The sequence below is a fragment of the Armatimonadota bacterium genome, from assembly GCA_031081675.1.
Lineage (GTDB): Bacteria > Sysuimicrobiota > Sysuimicrobiia > Sysuimicrobiales > Kaftiobacteriaceae > Calidihabitans > Calidihabitans tengchongensis.
Map to the genome: position 1 here is coordinate 62,756 of JAVHLZ010000011.1, position 15,388 is coordinate 78,143.

Consider the following 15,388-nt stretch of genomic DNA (forward strand, 5'->3'; position numbering starts at 1 on the left):
GACTGCCCAGGACCACTAGCGTTCCTTGTTAGCCGAGACTAACATGGAGGCCGGAATGATGGGCCGGGCAGTGGTGACCGGACGGGCAGTGGAAGACTACCTGAAGGTCCTGTACGCCCTCACGGAGCCGGGCGGGGGGGCGACCGTGGGGCAGATCGCCGAACGGCTGGGGGTCTCCCCCCCATCGGTCACGAACATGATCAAGCGCCTGGCGCGGCAGGGCTTGGTCCGCCACGACCCGTACCGGGCCGTGTATCTCACCGACGCAGGCCGCGCGGCGGCGGAGGCCGTGGTCCGCCGCCACAGACTGCTGGAGCTGTACCTTAGCCGCGCCCTGGGCATCGACCCGAGCCAGGTGCACGATGAGGCGGACCGTCTGGAGCATGCCCTCTCCGAGTCCCTGGAGCGCCGCCTGGACGAGCTTCTGGGGCATCCCGACACCGATCCCCACGGCGAGCCCATCCCTCGAGGATGAAGCCGCGACCTCGGTCTCCGTCCCCCGGAACGACCGGGGGGGACCCCAGCCGTCCGGCCGACGCCGGACTGCTGGCCACCGCCGCCGACGTGCTGGAGGGGCGCACCACCCGGCGGGGGCTGGCCCGGATCCTGCCCTTCCTGGGGCCGGCGTTCGTGGCCAGCGTCGCCTACGTGGATCCGGGAAACTTCGCCACCAACATCCAGGGCGGCGCCGCTTTCGGCTACACCCTGCTGTGGGTTCTTCTGGCCAGCAACCTCACGGCGATGCTGGTGCAGGCCCTGTCGGCCAAACTGGGCATCGCCACCGGGCGCAACCTGGCGGAGGTGTGCCGGGACCGGCTGCCGCGCCCGGTCGTGTGGGGGATGTGGGTGATCAGCGAGCTCGTGGCCATGGCGACGGACCTGGCTGAGTTTCTGGGGGCGGCCCTGGGGCTCAACCTCCTGCTGGGGATCCCTCTGCTCCCGGCGGCCCTGCTGACCGGCGTGATCACCCTGGTCATCCTGGCCCTGGAACGGCGGGGGTACCGTCCCCTGGAGGCCGTCATCACCGGGCTGGTGGGCGTCATCGCCCTCTGCTACGTGATCGAGACGATCCTGGACCGCCCCGACTGGCGGGCGGTGGCGCGGGGCGCCCTGGTCCCGCAGTTTGCGGGCACCGAGAGCGTGCTGCTGGCCACCGGGATCCTGGGGGCGACGGTGATGCCCCATGTGATCTTCCTGCACTCGGCCCTCACCCAGCACCGCATCGTCCCCCGGACCGCAGCCCAGGCCCGGCGCCTGTACCGCTATGAGGTCATTGACGTGGCCATCGCCATGGCGCTGGCCGGCCTGATCAACGCGGCCATCCTGATCATGGCCGCCTCCACGTTCTACCGGGCCGGGCTCAGCCACATCGCCAGCATCGAGGAAGCCCATCGCACCCTGGCTCCCCTCCTGGGATCGGCCAGCAGCGCCGTCTTTGCCGTGTCGTTGCTGGCGTCGGGGCTGTCGTCGTCCACCGTGGGGACGCTGGCGGGGCAGGTGATCATGCAGGGGTTCCTGCACCGGCAGATTCCCGTGTGGGTGCGCCGGGTGGTCACGATGGCGCCGGCCCTGGTGGTGATCGCCCTGGGGCTGGATCCCACCCGCACGCTGGTCATCAGCCAGGTCGTCCTCAGCTTCGGACTGCCCTTTGCGCTGGTGCCCCTGGTCGCCTTCACCAGCCGCCGGGACCTGATGGGCTCGCTGGTCAACCACCCGGTCACCACGGGGCTGGCCGCTGCGGCCACGGCGCTGATCACCGCCCTCAACGTCTTTCTGCTGGTCCGGCTGGCGGGGGGAGGCTGACGGTGTTCACGCGGCTGCTGGTTCCCCTGGACGGGTCGCGCCTGGCGGAGTCGGCGCTGCCGGCCGCCGCAGAGCTCGCGGTCCGGCTGCAGGCGCCCGTGGTCCTCCTGCACGTGCTGGAGTCGGGGCCCCCGCCGACCGTGCACGGAGACCGTCACGTGCGCACCGAGGCCGAGGCCCGGGCGTACCTGGACGGCGCGGTCGAGTGGATGGGCCGGCGGGGTGTGACGGCCCGCGGCGTGGTGTGCCCCGAGTCCGGGGGTGTGGCGGCCACCATCGCCCGGCAGGCGGAAGCGGCGGGCGTCGACCTCATCGTCCTCACCAGCCACGGGCGGGGTGGGGTCCGGGGGCTGCTGTACGGCCGGGTGGCCGAGCAGGTGCTGCAGCGCGGCCGGACTCCCGTCCTGCTGCTGCCGCCCTCGGAGCGCGGCCGCGACGCGCCCTTCACCTGCCAACGCATCCTGGTCCCCCTGGATGGCAGCGAGGCGGCCGAGACGGCGGTGGAGCCCGGCATCCGGATCGCTGCGGCGTGCGGGGCCGACCTGCTGCTGGTGTGGGTGGTCCCCACGGTTGACACCATCTCCGACGAGCGGGCTCCCGCCGCGCGCCTGATGCCGACGGCAGCGGCGGCCCTGCTGGACGTGGAGGCCCGGGAGGCCGCGGCGTACCTGGAGGGCGTGGCCGCCCGCGTCCGCGCCGCCGGCATCGCCGCGCGGGCAGCCGTGGAGCGGGGGGAGCCCGTGCAGGTCCTGCTGGAGACCGCCGCCCGGGAGCGCGCCGACCTCATCGTCATGGCCACCCACGGCCGGTCGGGCGTCAGCGCCCTGTGGGCCGGCAGCGTGGCCTCCCGCGTGATCGGCGCCGGACGACGTCCGGTCCTCCTCATCCGCGTCCCCCGGACCTAGACCCGGGCCGGTGGCGCCCATCGGGCGCCGGCCCGATGCAATTCCTCTCCCCGCCCGATGGCGGGCGATCCCTGCGCGGGATAGGGTGAATCCGACAAACGTCTCCCGTTTGTCCACTTTATGCGGCTTTCACGACACGCCCACTACGCCCTGCGCACCGTGCTGGACCTGTGCGCGCATCCCCGCACCCGGTCGGTGGACGTCGCCCGCCGCCAGCGCATCCCGCCGGCGTACGCGGCCAAGATCATCCAGGCGCTGGCCCGCCGGGGGATCGTGCGCACCTTCCGCGGGTCGCGGGGCGGCGTGGCTCTGGCGAGGCCGCCGCAGGCGCTGACCCTGGCAGACGTGGTGCAGGCGGTGGAAGGGCCGGTGGCCATCAACCAGTGCATCGTGTGGGGCGACTGCCCGTGTCCGCAGCCGTGCCCGGTGCGGAGCGCGCTGGCGCGTCTGCAGGCCGTGGTGGAGCGCGAGATGGCCGCGGTGACGGTGGCCTCCCTGGCCGCGGGATCCTCCCGGGCGCGGGGAGGCGGCGAGGCGCGATCCAGATCGGTCCTCAAGGAGATGTCGACGGGCGGGCAGCAGCCCGAATCCCATCGGTGGAGGTGAGACGCGTGAGGGGACGGTGGATGGGCCTGATGGCACTCGTGGTTCTGGCCGCGGTGGGCGCGGCGGCCTGCGGAGGCCGGCAGGCGGCTCCCCCGGAGCAGCCCCAGGCGCAGCCCGCGGCCCCCGAGGAGGGCACGGTGATGGTGACCACGCGGGAGTTCGGCTTCACCCTGTCGGCCACCGAGGTCCCTGCCGGCCGGGTGAAGTTCGTGGTCCGCAACGAGGGCACGGTGGAGCACGACTTCGTGATCGTGGAGCTCGACAAGCGCACGTCCCAGATCCGCCCCGGCCAGACCGAGGAACTGGTGGTGGACCTGCGGCCGGGAACCTACACCCTGGTGTGCGAGGTGCCGGGCCACAAGGAGGCCGGCATGACAGCCAAACTGGTGGTCCGCTGAGGCGGCTGCCGCAAACAAGGGGGGAGAACATGAGACGCCATCGCTGGCTGATCCCGGGGATCCTGGGCCTGGCTGTCGCCCTGGTGGCGGCCGTCGCCGGCCGCTGGGGTGCGTCCGCGGGTCCCGGACAGCCCACCCTGCAGGAGGTGATCCGCGCCCGGGGCCTGACACCCGACCAGGTCCTGGCGGCGGTGCAGACCTATGTGCCGCCGGGCAAATATGACGAGTACCTGATGTTTTCGTCGGGCGGCCAGTCAGGCCAGGTCCTGGTGTACGGGCTGCCCTCCATGCGGTTGCTGCGGGTCATCGGCGTGTTCGCCCCGGAGCCCTGGCAGGGATACGGGTTCAGCAAGGAGAGCCGGGAGATCCTCGCCGGCGGGGAGGGAAAGGGGGAATCCCTGGCGTGGGGAGACACTCACCACCCGGCCCTCAGTGAGACCAAGGGCGAATACGACGGCCAGTACCTGTTCATCAACGACAAGGCCAACGCGCGCATCGCGGTCATCGACCTGCGGGACTTCTCCACCAAGCAGATCGTCCGCAACCCCAATGCCTACAGCAACCACGGGGCGGTGGTGAGCCCCGACACCGACTACGTGCTGGAGGCCACGCAGTACGCGGCGCCGTTCCCGCCAGGATACCGGGCGCTGTCCCAGGAGGCCTACAACCAGCACTACCGGGGTCTGGTGACCTTCTGGCGCTTTGACCGCGCCCGGGGCCGCATCGACCCCGCCCGCTCTTTCCAGATCGAGGTGCCCCCCTACTGGCAGGACCTGGCGGACTTCGGCCGCCTGGAGAGCGATGGGTGGGCATTCATCAACTCGTTCAACACCGAGCGGGCCATCGGGGGGACCCTGGACAAGCAGCCGCCCATGGAGATCGGCGCCTCGGCGCGGGACGTGGACTACCTGCACATCATCAACTACCGGCGGGCCGCCGAGCTGGTGGCCCAGGGCCGGGCCCGGACCGTGAACGGCATCAAGGTCCTGTCCTTGCGGGACGCCGTGGAGGGAGGCGTCCTGTACTTTGCGCCCGAGCCCAAGAGCCCCCACGGGGTGGACGTGGCGCCCCGGGGAGACTACATCGTGGTGGGCGGCAAGCTGGACCCCAACGTCACCGTGTACTCGTTCCGGAAGATCCAGCAGGCCGTCCGGGACCGGGCGTTCTCGGGTCGCGACCCCTACGGAGTGCCCATCCTGGCCTTCGACCGGGTGGTGGCGGCCCAGGTGAAGGTGGGCCTGGGGCCGCTGCACACCCAGTTTGACGACCGGGGCAACGCCTACACCAGCCTGTTCCTGGACAGCGCCGTGGCCAAGTGGACCCTGGGCGAGCCCTACCACCGGGGCGGGGACGCCTGGAAGCTGGTGGACACGCTGCCGGTGCAGTACAACATCGGCCACCTGGCCACGGTCATGGGGGACACGGCCAGGCCGGGCGGCAAGTACCTGGTGGCCCTCAACAAGTGGTCGGTGGACCAGTACCGCAACGTCGGGCCGCTGTTCCCCCAGAACCTGCAGCTGATCGACATCAGCGGCGAGAAGATGCGCCTGCTGAGCAACACCCCCGTCGGCCTGGCGGAACCCCACCTGGCGCAGATCATCCCGCTGGAGCGGGTCACGTCGTGGGCGGTCTACCCGCAGGTGGGCATCAACCCGCTCACCATGCAGCCCGACCCGCAGGCCGTGACCGCCGGCAAGGAACGGATCGAGCGGCGGGGGCGGACGGTGGAGGTCTGGATGACCGCCATGCGCAGCCACTTCACCCCGGACCGGATCCGGGCGAAGAAGGGCGACACGGTGATCATCCACATCACCAACATTGAGCGGGCCAAGGACGCCATCCACGGGTTTGCCATCGACCGCCACAACATCAACCTGAGCCTGGAGCCGGGCAAGACCGAGACCGTGATCTTCACGGCCGACCGGGCCGGCGTCTTCCCGTTCTACTGCACCGAGTTCTGCTCGGCGCTGCACCTGGAGATGGCCGGCTACCTGGAGGTCGAGCCCTGAGTGAACGCGCGGGGGCGGGCCTCCCCGCCCCCGCGCCCCAAGGAGGACGGAAGCGATGGCCCTGGCGGCGATGCGGGAGTCCCTGGCGCGGGCCCGGGCGCGCTCCGACGGGCGGTGGGTGCGCTCCCTGGCGGCGGCGGCGCTGCTGGGCCTGTCGCTGCTGATGCCCTACTGGCGCGTCACATTGTACGCCCCCCAGTATCCCGGCGGCCTGCGGGCCGACATCTACCTCACCCGGGTGGGAGGCGACGCCCGGGAGATTGACATCCTCAACCACTACATCGGCATGAAGAGCCTGAGCCTGGCGGCGCCGCTGGAGCGGCGCCTGGCGGTGCCGCTGGTCCTCGGTGGTGTGCTGGCCGTGGGCTCCGCGCCGCTGTTCGGCCGCCTGGGGCTGCTCCTGCAGGCGCCGGCCGTCGTCTTTCCCGTCGGGGTGGTGGCGGACCTCGCGTACTGGCTGTGGCGGTTCGGCCACTCGCTGGATCCTTCCGCCCCCATCCGGGTGGAGCCCTTCATGCCGCCGGTGATCGGCCGGGGCACCGTCATGCAGTTCACCACGGTGGCCGCGCCCCGCTGGGGGTTCCTGCTGGCGGTGGCCACGGCGGCGCTGGCCCTGTACAACGTCGTGACGGGGTGGCGCCGGTGACAGGTCCCCTGCTCGCCGCCTTCGTCGCGGCGATCCTGGCGGCCGCCGGGATGGCACCGCCCACCGCGGGGATGCCTCCGGGCGATGCCCTGCAGACCCTGATCGACCGGGCGCCGGCGGGGGCCGAGGTTCTGGTGCGGGGCGTGCAGTCCGGGGGCGTGGTGATCCGCAAGCCTCTGCGCCTGGTGGGAGCACCCGGCGCCGCCATCGACGCCGGGGGACGGGGCACCGTGGTGCGGGTGGAGTCCCCGGGCGTTGTGGTGCGGGGGCTGATCCTGCGGGGAAGCGGCAGCGACCTCAACACCGAGGACGCGGGGGTCTTCGTGGGCGCGGCCGGGGTGCTGATCGAGGACGTGACCCTGGAGGACGTGCTCTTCGGCCTCAACCTCAAGCAGGCCCATGGCGCGGTGGTCCGGCGGGTGCGCATGCGGGGGAAGGCGCTGCCCCTCAGCCGGCGGGGAGACGCCGTCCGCCTGTGGTACAGTGACCGGGTGGTCCTCACCGGCCTGGAGGTGGAGGCGCTGCGGGACGTGCTGGTCTGGTTCTCCCGCGGCTCGGTCCTGCACGGGGCGCGGGTACGGGGCTCCCGGTACGGCGTGCACCTGATGTACGCGGATGAGATGCGGGTGCTGGACAGCGTCTTCGAGGACAATGCGGTGGGCGCCTACGTGATGTACAGCACCGGGGTGCGGCTGGAGGGCAACCGGTTTCTCCGCCACCGGGGACCCACCGGGGTGGGGGTCGCCCTCAAGGAGTCCGACGACGTGGTGGTGGAGGGGAACCTGCTGGCGGACAACCACGTGGGGCTGTATGTGGACGGGACGCCGCGGCGGGATGATGGCATTGCCATGGTGGCCGGCAACGTCATCGCCGGCAACCGGACCGGGATCGTCCTGCTCAGCAACGCCTCGGGCATCGCGTTCACCGGCAATACCATCGCCGGCAACACCGAGCAGGTGCGGGTGGATGGAGGGCGCAGCCCTGCCCGCTGGGCGTGGGAGGGGCGGGGCAACTACTGGAGCGACTACGCGGGGTGGGACCTGTCCAAAGACGGGGTCGGCGACGTACCTCACGCGGTCCGCCGGTGGTTTGAAGGGCTGGCCGACCGCGCCCCCGACACCCGGATCCTCTGGGGATCGGTGGCGGTGGACGCCCTGGATACCGCCGCCCGGCTGTTGCCCCTGTTTGCCCCGGAGGTCCTTGTGGAAGATCCCTTCCCCCTGGTGCGCCCGGCGGTCCCGGACGCGTTCCGGGAGGCGCAAGGATCCGTGCTGTTCGCGGCCGTCGCCGCCGCGCTGACGGCCGCCGGCGTGGTCATGGCCGCCGGGGCGCTGCGTCCCGCGCGGAGGGAGATCCCGTGATCGAGGTCTGCGACCTGCGTGTGAGGTTCGGCCCCCGGGAGGTCCTGCGGGGCGTGGATCTGGTGGTGCCCGCTGGACAGCGGGTGGCCGTCGTGGGGCCCAACGGCGCGGGCAAGACCACACTGCTGCGCGCCCTGCTGGGCCTGGTGCCGGCAGAGGGAACGGCCCGGATCGGCGGGCGGGACGTCCGGTCCGACGGTCCTGCGGCGCGGGCTCTGGTCGGCTACGTCCCTCAAATTCCCGCTTTTCCGGCGACGCTGACTATCGCCGAGGTCGTCCAGATGTGCGCGGAGCTGCGCGGGGTCGACGTCGATCCCCGCGCGGTGCTGGAGACGGCGGATCTGGCCGCCCACGCCTCGCGGCCCGTGCGGGCCCTGTCGGGCGGCATGGTCCGCCGGCTGGCTCTGGCCTGCAGCCGCATCGCCGACCCGCCGGTATGGCTGCTGGACGAGCCGGCGGCCCATCTGGACCGCGACGGGGAGGCGCGGCTGCACGGGTGGCTGGACGAGGCCGCCCGACGGGGCGCGACCGTGCTGGTGGCGACCCACCACCTGGATGGCCTGGACGCCCGCGTGGACCGGGTGGTGGCCCTGGAGGGCGGCCGTGTCGCGGCCGACCTGACCGTCGACGAGCTCGCCCGCCTGCGGTGGGTGGAAGTGGTGCTGCCCGCCCCGGTTCCGGCGGTGGGGTCGGAGGTTGTCGTCCTGGCGGACACCGGGGGGCAGGTGCGGCTACGGGTCCGCGAAACCGATCTCCCCCGGGTGATGGCGGCGGTGGACGGCAGGCCGTTCCGCCTGCGCTCCCCCGGCCTGCGGGAGCTGCTGGTGGAGGCGCGCCGGTGAGGGCGGTCGGAGTCCTGATGCGGTGGGACGCCCGCGCGGTGGTGCGGGACCGCTGGTTCGCCTCGGTGGCGGTCGCTTTCGGAGCCCTGGCCGCGGCGGCGGCTCTGATGGCCCTGGCCGGGGTCGGCATCCAGGGCGTGTCGTCGTTTGACCGGGCGGCGGCGACGCTGATCTCCCTGGCGATGCTGTTCGTGCCCCTGCTGGGGCTGACAGTGGGATGCGGGTGGATCCCCGGACTGCGGGAGAGCGGTGCCCTGGAGATGGTGCTCAGCCAGCCCGTCGGGCGCGGCGATGTGTTCGCCGGCGCGTACCTGGGTGTGGCGTGGGGTCTGGTCGCCGCCACGCTGGTGGGGTTCGGAGGCGCGGGCGTGATCCTGGCGCTGCGGGCCGGACCCGGGGGCGTCGGAGCGTACCTGTGGCTGGTGGGGCTCTCGGCCTTGCTGGCCCTGACCACCCTGTCGGTCGGCTTTGCGCTGTCGGCGCGCGCGCCCACCCGCAGCCGGGCCCTGGGCCAGTCGCTGGTGGCGTGGCTGGCGCTGGTGATCCTCAGCGACCTGGGGGTGCTGACCACGGTGGTGATCCTGCGGCTGCCCCCCGCGGTCGTGTTCGCGCTGGCCGCCGCCAACCCGGTCAGCGCCTTCCGGATCGCGGCCATCGTGGCGGTGACCGGATCCGCCGACCTGACCGGCCCTCTTGGCCAGTATGCCGCGGGGGAGGTGGGCACGGCGGGAGTGGTGGTGCTCCTCGTGGCCGTTCTGGCCGCGTGGGCCATCGGGGGCTACGCGGTGGGGCGACGGCGTTTTGGGGGAATGGTGGAACCGTGACCGCCCGGGCGCTGGTGGCCGCGTGTCTCCTGCTCGCCGCGGGCTGCGCCTCCGGGACGTCCCTGCGGGCGTACGGCGAGGGATGGTCCGCCACGCTCTCCTGGACGCCGCGCCGCCCGGTGGCCCTCCAGCCCGTGGTCCTGCGCCTGCGCCTCACCGGTCCGGCCGACGCTCCCCTGGAAGTGCTCGAGCTGCAGGCGGAGGCGGGGATGCCGGAGATGGATCACGGCGTCGAGGCGGTGGAGTTCCGGCGCATGGCGCCGGGCGTCTACGAGGCCCGCCATGTCTTTTCCATGGACGGGCGGTGGGTGATCCGGATCAGAGGAAAAGCGGGCAGGCCGGACGCCTCTTTTGTGGTCCACGTCGGCCGGTAGCTTATTACGGCGCGCGGGAGGTCTCCCTCCGCAGCAGGAGCCCGCTCCATACCAGCCAGACCACCGCCAGCAGGGCGCTGAGTCCCACCAGCAGACGGCCGGGCACGATCCGGGAGGCCACAAGCAGGGCGCCCCCCAGCATCCCCACGGTGCCGGCGCCGGCGTAGGAGGGCAGCGACCGCATCGCCGACCCCAGCAACAGGACTCCCAGCCCCACGGCCGCCGTGCCCAGCAGGTCCACACTGCCGATCACGCCGGCCAGGGCAAAGAACGCGTGCCGGGCCGCCACCGGATCGGTAGTCTGGAGGCGGGCCAGGGCCGCCACGCCACCCTGCCACAACAGCGCCTCCAGAGCCAGAGCGGCGGTCCCCACCACGGCCAGAGTCCGTCCGAACCGGCCGGCGGCGCCGGCCTCCCGCAGCCGCTCGCCCAGGGCTGTCACGAACGCCAGCGCCAGAAGCGCCGCGACGGCGCCCCCGCCGACGTTGAGCAGGCCGAACAGGACCGGACGCTGCCTGATGAACGGGAGCAGGCTGTCGGGGTTGTAGTGGGGGTAGGGGCCGGGAGGTCCCAGGCCCGCCGCGGGCATGACGACTCCCACAGCCACCGCCACCCACACCAGGGCGGCGGCCGCCAGAACGCCCGCCACCCCGCCCCACCTGTACAACGTCCGCATGTCGGTCCCTCCCGCGCCGGCCTTTCGACGGAGGCCGGCGCTTTTCCCTGGCGGTTATGGCGTCTTGACAGGAAGCCGGATCCGTGGCAAAGTGTGAGATGCCTAAAAGGACCATTTTGGTCCATTCACCCATGACGAGCCCGCTCTTCGGGAGTCCGGTGAGGACACGCCGCCGGAACCGTGAGGGTGTGCGGGACGGCGCCGCCGCAGACATCTGTGCGGCGGCGCTGTGCGTATGCGGCGGGGCGGATGCCGGACCTGCAGGGCGCGGAGGCAGGGAGGGGGGAGAGCGGCCGTGCGGTCTCAACCTCCGGTCTGGCAACGGGTGTTCGACCACATCTGGCTGTGGCTGGTCCTCAGCAACGTGATCTTCTTCATCGCCTACGTGGTCTGGGGCGTCCTGGACGTGCTGCGCATCCCGGCCCGATAGGCGCGGGAGGGGTCGCCGATGGCGGTGGCACCGGAGCGGGTGTACTGGCACGAGCGGGTCAGCCGCCTGGAGCGGATCTGGGTGGCGCTGGCTGTGGTCATGGTGGTGGTGTTCTTCTCGGCCATGATGCTGGTCTGGCACGCGGTGGGCCGGCAGAACACCGAGGGGCGGGCGTTCCGGGTGACCCCTGCGGCCTACAGAGCCCAGGTCGAGGCCTTCGCCCGCCAGTACCAGGTGGGCGAGGAGGCCGGGCGGCCGGTGGTGGAGCCGCCGCCGGGAAGCGACGTGTACATGTACGCCACCCGCTTCGCCTTCTACCCCATCCTGCGGCTGCGGGCGGGCGAGCGCTACACCCTGCACATCGCGTCGCTGGACTACCTCCACGGCTTCTCCATCGCCCATCCCCACCAGTGGAACCTGCAGCTGTACCCCGGGTATGAGTGGGTGCTGCCGTTCACGCCCACCACGCCCGGTGTGTACAACCTGGCGTGCAACGAGTTCTGCGGCCTCGGGCACGAGTTCATGCTGGGCAAGATCGTCGTGGTGGAGAGGTGACCTCCCATGGCCAGCGAGGCGCGTACCTGCGCGGTCACCGGCTTCCGGGTCTACCGGCAGACGGAGAATCTGATCAAGGCCAACGCCGTGGCCGCGGTGGTCTTCCTGCTCATCGGCGGGATCGCCGCCGTTGTGGTCCTGCTGACCCGATGGCTGGGCCTGTTTGCCCCCCGCACCTTCTATCAGTTCATCGCCCTGCACGGCTGGAGCATGCTCATCTTCTGGATCATCTTCTTCGAGGTGGCCATCCTGTACTTCGCCGGCTCGGTGATGCTGAACGCACGCCTGGCCGGGACACGGCTCGCCTGGGGGGCGTTCGGCCTGATGGCGATCGGGGCCGCGATGGTGGAGGCGGCCATCCTGCGCTCGCCTCTGAATCACCTGTCCTTCCAGCCCTATCCGCCCCTGCGGGGGACGTGGGACTTCTACCTGGGCACCGACCTGTTCGCGGTGGGAGCCCTGCTGGCCGTGGCCATCTTCTTTGCCACGGTCTACCGGGCCCGCAAGGAGAAGGCCTCCCAGGGGCCGCTGCCCCTGGTGGTCTACGGGGCGTTTGTCACGGCGGTCCTGGCGGTGGCCACCCTGCTGGTGGGGGCGATGGTCTTCGTCCCCGCCTTCCTGTGGGCGGTGGGCCTGGTCCCGTCCCTGAACCCGTTCGTGTGGAAGCTGGTGTACTGGGGGTACGGCCACCCCTCCCAGCAGATCAACCTGGGCGCCACCATCTCGGTGTGGTACCTGCTGGCGTTCCTCACGGTGGGGGGGACGACGCCCAGCGAGAAGATCTCGCGGTTCGCCTTCGTCCTGTACCTGGTGGCGATCAACCTCGGCTCCGCCCACCACCTGCAGACCGAACCCAGCGGCGCCCTGTCGGTGGGCTGGAAGTGGATCAACACCGGCTACCTGATGCACCTGGCCGTCCTGGGCAGCATGATCCACGCCTTCGCCGTCCCCGGCAGCGTGGAGATCGGCCAGCGGGCGCGGGGCTACGACCGGGGGCTGTTCCAGTGGCTGGCCCGGGGGCCCTGGCGCAACCCGGCCTTCAGCAGCCTGGTCCTGTCGGTGGCGTTGTTCGGCTTTCTGGGCGGGACCACCGGGGTCATCGCCGGCACCGAGCAGCTGAACCTCAAGTGGCACAACACCACCGCCATCATGGGCCACTTCCACGGCGTCGTGGTGGCGGGGACCACGCTGGCGTTCATGGGCCTGACCTACTACGTGCTGCCCCTGATCTTCCGCCGGCGGGTGGTCGCCCCCCGCCTGGCGGCAGTCCAGCCCTGGCTGTTCGGGATCGGGGTGGGCCTGATGGTCCTGGCGTTCCTGCAGCTGGGCGTACGCTTTGGCCTGCCCCGCAAGCAGCCGGACGTGTTCGCCTTCGGTCGGTCGCCGCTGGCCTTCCGGTACCCGCCGGAGGTGTTCGCCCTGCTGACGGTGGCGGGCGTCGGCGGCCTGCTGGCGCTGGCCGGCGGGGCGCTGTTCGTGGCCCTGGTGGTCGGGACGGTCCTGGGAGGGCGCCGGCTCACCGACGAGGAGCTGCGGCGCGAGTACGCCATCCCGCAGCCGGCCTCCAACCCGGGCCACGCCCGGGACGTGGGCGTCCGCGGCACCTTCATCCTGTGCCTGATCTTCGCCGCGTTCTTCCTGGCCATGTACGTGGCCAACTACCTCAACCTGGCCCGGGCGTGGCCCATCGGCCACTGATGACGTCGTCGCCTGCCCGCAGTCCGGCCGCGGCGGACCCCACCCTCCTGCGCGCGTGGCTGGGGGTGGCGGCGGGGGCGGCGGGTACCTCCGGGTTGCTGGCGGTCCTGGTGGCTCTCGCGCGCATGCCCGGAGCCCGGTTCCTGTCCCCGCACACTTTTTCCACCCTCCTGGTCGGCCACGTGGCCTTCGCGCTGATCGTGTGGCTGCTGGGCGGCGTGGTCGTCACCGCCCTGGCCGCCTGCGGGGGCCGGGGCGCGGGCGGCGGGGGCCGGGTCGGGGCGATCCTGGCCGCCGGAGGGAGCCTCCTGGTTCTGTTAGCCAGCCTGTCCGGGCGCGGCCGGCCGGTCCTCAGCGACTACGTCCCGGTGGTGGACGCGCCCGCGTACCTGGCCGGCCTGGCTCTGGTGGCGGCGGGGGCGGCGGGGGGCCTGATGTCCATCGTGCGCCCGGTCCGGCGGGGTCGGTCGGCGGTGGCCTGGGGAGCGTCCTGCGTGGCCGCGACGTTCGGCGTCACCCTGCTGGCGGCTGTGGCGGGGATCCTTCGGGCGGGTCGCCTGCCCTACCAGATCGTCTTCTGGGGCGCCGGTCACGCCCTGCAGTTCGTCTACGCGGGGGCGATGGCGCTGGCCTGGTATGTGCTGGCCCGCGGCGCGGGCACGGTCTCGCCGGCTCCGCGTCTGATCCGGGCGGCCTTCGGCCTGTACCCGCTCCTGGCCCTGGGGGGCGCGGCCGTGTACGCGGGACCGGAGCCGGCGGCGCTCCCGGCTTTATGGAAGGTCAACCTGGCGCTGGGGGTCGGGATCAGTATCCCGACGGTCATCCACCTGGGGGTGGTCGGCGCGGCGGTCGCGGCCGCGTGCCGGCGGTCGCCGGGGCTTCTGCGGTCCAGCCCGGAGGTGGCGGCGCTGGCGCTCTCGATGGCATTCTACGTCCTGGGAGGGGTTCTGGCGCCGGTGGGGATCCGCGGCACGCTGCGGGTCACGGCCCACTATCACGCGATGCTGGTGGGCGGGGTCACGGTGGCGTTCATGGGCGTCATCCACCACCTGCTGCACGCCTGGGGGTGGGCGCGGGGAAGCCGCCGGATGGCCGCGCTGCAGCTGTGGGTGTTCGGGCTGGGGGTGCTGGCGACCGTCGCCGTCCTGGCGTGGGCGGGGGCCTTGGGCGCGCCCCGCAAGATGGTCGGCAGCGTGGCGGCCTCCGGGCCGTGGGCGTTCGCCCTGCGCCTGATGGCGCCCGCGGTGGTGCCGGCTGTCGCGGGCGGTGTGCTCTTCGTGGCCCAGGTGCTGGCGGCGGTCCTGGGCCCGCGGCCCCCCGCCCGGGTGCCGGCGGCCCCGCGCCCGGCGCCGATGCCGCCGTGAAGCTGAGCCGCGAGAGCGAGTACGCCCTGGCCGGCCTGGCCCATCTGGCCCGGAAGAAGCCGGGGACAGTCCTGACCCTGCGGTCCATCGCCAGCGCCGGGGGGCTGCCGCCGGTGTTCCTCGCCAAGATCTTCCGCAGGCTGACCCGCGCCGGCCTGCTGACATCCCACCGGGGCGGGCGGCGGGGTTATGGTCTGGCGCGCCCTCCGGAGGCGATCAGCGTCAAGGAGATCGTGGAGGCGGTGGAGGGGGCCGACGTGTTCCGCAGGTGCGTCTTCTGGAGCAACCGGTGTTCAGACGACCGGCCCTGCATCCTCCACGAGCTGTGGAAGACGGTCCGCCCCCAGGTGGTGGAGATGATGGAGTCCCTCACCCTGGCCGACGTCGCCCGGGGGCCGCTGCGCATCGCGCAGCTGGCCGCGGCGCGCCCGGACGCGGCACCCCCCAGGGCGGGGGGAGGCCATCCGCCGGATGCATGGCGGCCCCCGCGCGGCCCGGCGTGACCATCGGGTAGCCGCCTGATACGCACATCCCGCGCGATCCCCTATACCTCCACGGTGGGGGCCGCCCCCCGGCGGCCCGGCACGAACCCACACGCCTGAGGGGGTGCGATGGCCGTGACGACGATGGTGATGGCGCCCAAGGAAGACGCCTGGCAGATGGCCCTGCGCCAGTTCAGCGAGGCCGCCGACCACCTGCCCCTCAAGCGGGGCATCCGGGAGTTCCTCGCCTACCCCAAACGGGAGCTGACCGTGAACTTCCCGGTGAAGATGGACGACGGGTCGGTGCGGGTCTTCGCCGGCTACCGGGTGCACCACAGCACGGTCCTGGGGCCCACCAAGGGCGGCATCCGCTACCATCCCGACGTGACCCTCAACGAGGTCCGGGCCCTGGCCA

Annotated in this window: 18 protein-coding genes; 17 read left to right on the forward strand and 1 reads right to left on the reverse strand. The window is 72.3% G+C overall.

The window, feature by feature from the left end; genetic code table 11:
* Nucleotides 1-55: 55 nt before the first annotated feature.
* The 11 genes from RB150_05950 to RB150_06000 all read left to right on the forward strand — a co-directional run bounded on the left by RB150_05950 (nt 56) and on the right by RB150_06000 (nt 9,768).
* Nucleotides 56-475 (forward strand): metal-dependent transcriptional regulator, encoded by a 420-nt coding sequence (locus RB150_05950; GenBank protein MDQ7820074.1) that lies wholly within the window; start codon nt 56-58, stop codon nt 473-475.
* Nucleotides 472-1,803, forward strand: a complete 1,332-nt coding sequence (locus RB150_05955; protein ID MDQ7820075.1) for an Nramp family divalent metal transporter — start codon at nt 472-474, stop codon at nt 1,801-1,803. The genes RB150_05950 and RB150_05955 overlap by 4 nt, the downstream gene beginning before the upstream one ends.
* 2 nt (nt 1,804-1,805) lie before the next feature.
* A complete protein-coding gene (locus RB150_05960) occupies nt 1,806-2,708 on the forward strand; it encodes a universal stress protein (GenBank protein ID MDQ7820076.1) in 903 nt (300 codons plus the stop codon).
* Between the two features lie 120 nt (nt 2,709-2,828).
* Nucleotides 2,829-3,314 (forward strand): Rrf2 family transcriptional regulator, encoded by a 486-nt coding sequence (locus RB150_05965; GenBank protein MDQ7820077.1) that lies wholly within the window; start codon nt 2,829-2,831, stop codon nt 3,312-3,314.
* Nucleotides 3,315-3,343: 29 nt separating this feature from the next.
* Nucleotides 3,344-3,712: a cupredoxin domain-containing protein gene (locus tag RB150_05970; protein ID MDQ7820078.1), complete on the forward strand. Its 369-nt coding sequence runs from the start codon at nt 3,344-3,346 to the stop codon at nt 3,710-3,712.
* A 29-nt stretch (nt 3,713-3,741) separates the two neighbouring features.
* Nucleotides 3,742-5,721, forward strand: coding sequence for a Sec-dependent nitrous-oxide reductase (nosZ, locus tag RB150_05975; protein ID MDQ7820079.1), 1,980 nt, complete (start codon nt 3,742-3,744; stop codon nt 5,719-5,721).
* A 55-nt stretch (nt 5,722-5,776) separates the two neighbouring features.
* Nucleotides 5,777-6,367 carry a cytochrome C gene (locus RB150_05980; protein ID MDQ7820080.1) on the forward strand — a complete coding sequence of 197 codons (591 nt, stop codon included), beginning with the start codon at nt 5,777-5,779 and terminating at the stop codon, nt 6,365-6,367.
* Nucleotides 6,364-7,728 carry a nitrous oxide reductase family maturation protein NosD gene (nosD, locus tag RB150_05985; protein ID MDQ7820081.1) on the forward strand — a complete coding sequence of 455 codons (1,365 nt, stop codon included), beginning with the start codon at nt 6,364-6,366 and terminating at the stop codon, nt 7,726-7,728. The genes RB150_05980 and nosD overlap by 4 nt, the downstream gene beginning before the upstream one ends.
* Entirely contained in the window at nt 7,725-8,570 is an 846-nt protein-coding gene (locus RB150_05990) for an ABC transporter ATP-binding protein (protein ID MDQ7820082.1), read from the forward strand. Before nosD ends, RB150_05990 begins: the two co-directional genes overlap by 4 nt.
* A complete protein-coding gene (locus RB150_05995; GenBank protein ID MDQ7820083.1) occupies nt 8,567-9,394 on the forward strand; it encodes an ABC transporter permease in 828 nt (275 codons plus the stop codon). The genes RB150_05990 and RB150_05995 overlap by 4 nt, the downstream gene beginning before the upstream one ends.
* On the forward strand, nt 9,391-9,768 hold the full coding sequence (locus tag RB150_06000) for a FixH family protein (GenBank protein MDQ7820084.1): 378 nt from the start codon (nt 9,391-9,393) through the stop codon (nt 9,766-9,768). The genes RB150_05995 and RB150_06000 overlap by 4 nt, the downstream gene beginning before the upstream one ends.
* Before the next feature lie 4 nt (nt 9,769-9,772).
* On the opposite strand, the gene RB150_06005 is transcribed toward RB150_06000, so the two are convergent.
* Nucleotides 9,773-10,444, reverse strand: coding sequence for a hypothetical protein (locus RB150_06005; GenBank protein MDQ7820085.1), 672 nt, complete (start codon nt 10,442-10,444; stop codon nt 9,773-9,775).
* Between the two features lie 295 nt (nt 10,445-10,739).
* On the opposite strand from RB150_06005, the gene RB150_06010 reads away from it, so the two are divergent.
* The 6 genes from RB150_06010 to RB150_06035 all read left to right on the forward strand — a co-directional run.
* A complete protein-coding gene (locus tag RB150_06010) occupies nt 10,740-10,874 on the forward strand; it encodes a hypothetical protein (GenBank protein MDQ7820086.1) in 135 nt (44 codons plus the stop codon).
* A gap of 18 nt (nt 10,875-10,892) precedes the next feature.
* Nucleotides 10,893-11,429 (forward strand): cytochrome C oxidase subunit II, encoded by a 537-nt coding sequence (locus tag RB150_06015; GenBank protein ID MDQ7820087.1) that lies wholly within the window; start codon nt 10,893-10,895, stop codon nt 11,427-11,429.
* A gap of 6 nt (nt 11,430-11,435) precedes the next feature.
* On the forward strand, nt 11,436-13,127 hold the full coding sequence (locus RB150_06020) for a cbb3-type cytochrome c oxidase subunit I (GenBank protein MDQ7820088.1): 1,692 nt from the start codon (nt 11,436-11,438) through the stop codon (nt 13,125-13,127).
* Nucleotides 13,127-14,491, forward strand: coding sequence for a cbb3-type cytochrome c oxidase subunit I (locus RB150_06025; GenBank protein ID MDQ7820089.1), 1,365 nt, complete (start codon nt 13,127-13,129; stop codon nt 14,489-14,491). Before RB150_06020 ends, RB150_06025 begins: the two co-directional genes overlap by 1 nt.
* Nucleotides 14,488-14,994: an Rrf2 family transcriptional regulator gene (locus tag RB150_06030; protein MDQ7820090.1), complete on the forward strand. Its 507-nt coding sequence runs from the start codon at nt 14,488-14,490 to the stop codon at nt 14,992-14,994. The genes RB150_06025 and RB150_06030 overlap by 4 nt, the downstream gene beginning before the upstream one ends.
* Before the next feature lie 108 nt (nt 14,995-15,102).
* A partial coding sequence (locus RB150_06035; protein MDQ7820091.1) for a Glu/Leu/Phe/Val dehydrogenase dimerization domain-containing protein occupies nt 15,103-15,388 on the forward strand: 286 nt, incomplete at its 3' end.

Bases quoted from the DNA above. Each gene is read 5' to 3' on its own strand.
- RB150_05950 (MDQ7820074.1), top strand. From the start codon at position 56: ATGATGGGCCGGGCAGTGGTGACCGGACGGGCAGTGGAAGACTACCTG.
- RB150_05955 (MDQ7820075.1), top strand. From the start codon at position 472: ATGAAGCCGCGACCTCGGTCTCCGTCCCCCGGAACGACCGGGGGGGAC.
- RB150_05965 (MDQ7820077.1), top strand. From the start codon at position 2,829: ATGCGGCTTTCACGACACGCCCACTACGCCCTGCGCACCGTGCTGGAC.
- RB150_05970 (MDQ7820078.1), top strand. From the start codon at position 3,344: ATGGCACTCGTGGTTCTGGCCGCGGTGGGCGCGGCGGCCTGCGGAGGC.
- nosZ (MDQ7820079.1), top strand. From the start codon at position 3,742: ATGAGACGCCATCGCTGGCTGATCCCGGGGATCCTGGGCCTGGCTGTC.
- RB150_05980 (MDQ7820080.1), top strand. From the start codon at position 5,777: ATGGCCCTGGCGGCGATGCGGGAGTCCCTGGCGCGGGCCCGGGCGCGC.
- RB150_06005 (MDQ7820085.1), bottom strand. From the start codon at position 10,444: ATGCGGACGTTGTACAGGTGGGGCGGGGTGGCGGGCGTTCTGGCGGCC.
- RB150_06015 (MDQ7820087.1), top strand. From the start codon at position 10,893: ATGGCGGTGGCACCGGAGCGGGTGTACTGGCACGAGCGGGTCAGCCGC.
- RB150_06020 (MDQ7820088.1), top strand. From the start codon at position 11,436: ATGGCCAGCGAGGCGCGTACCTGCGCGGTCACCGGCTTCCGGGTCTAC.
- RB150_06025 (MDQ7820089.1), top strand. From the start codon at position 13,127: ATGACGTCGTCGCCTGCCCGCAGTCCGGCCGCGGCGGACCCCACCCTC.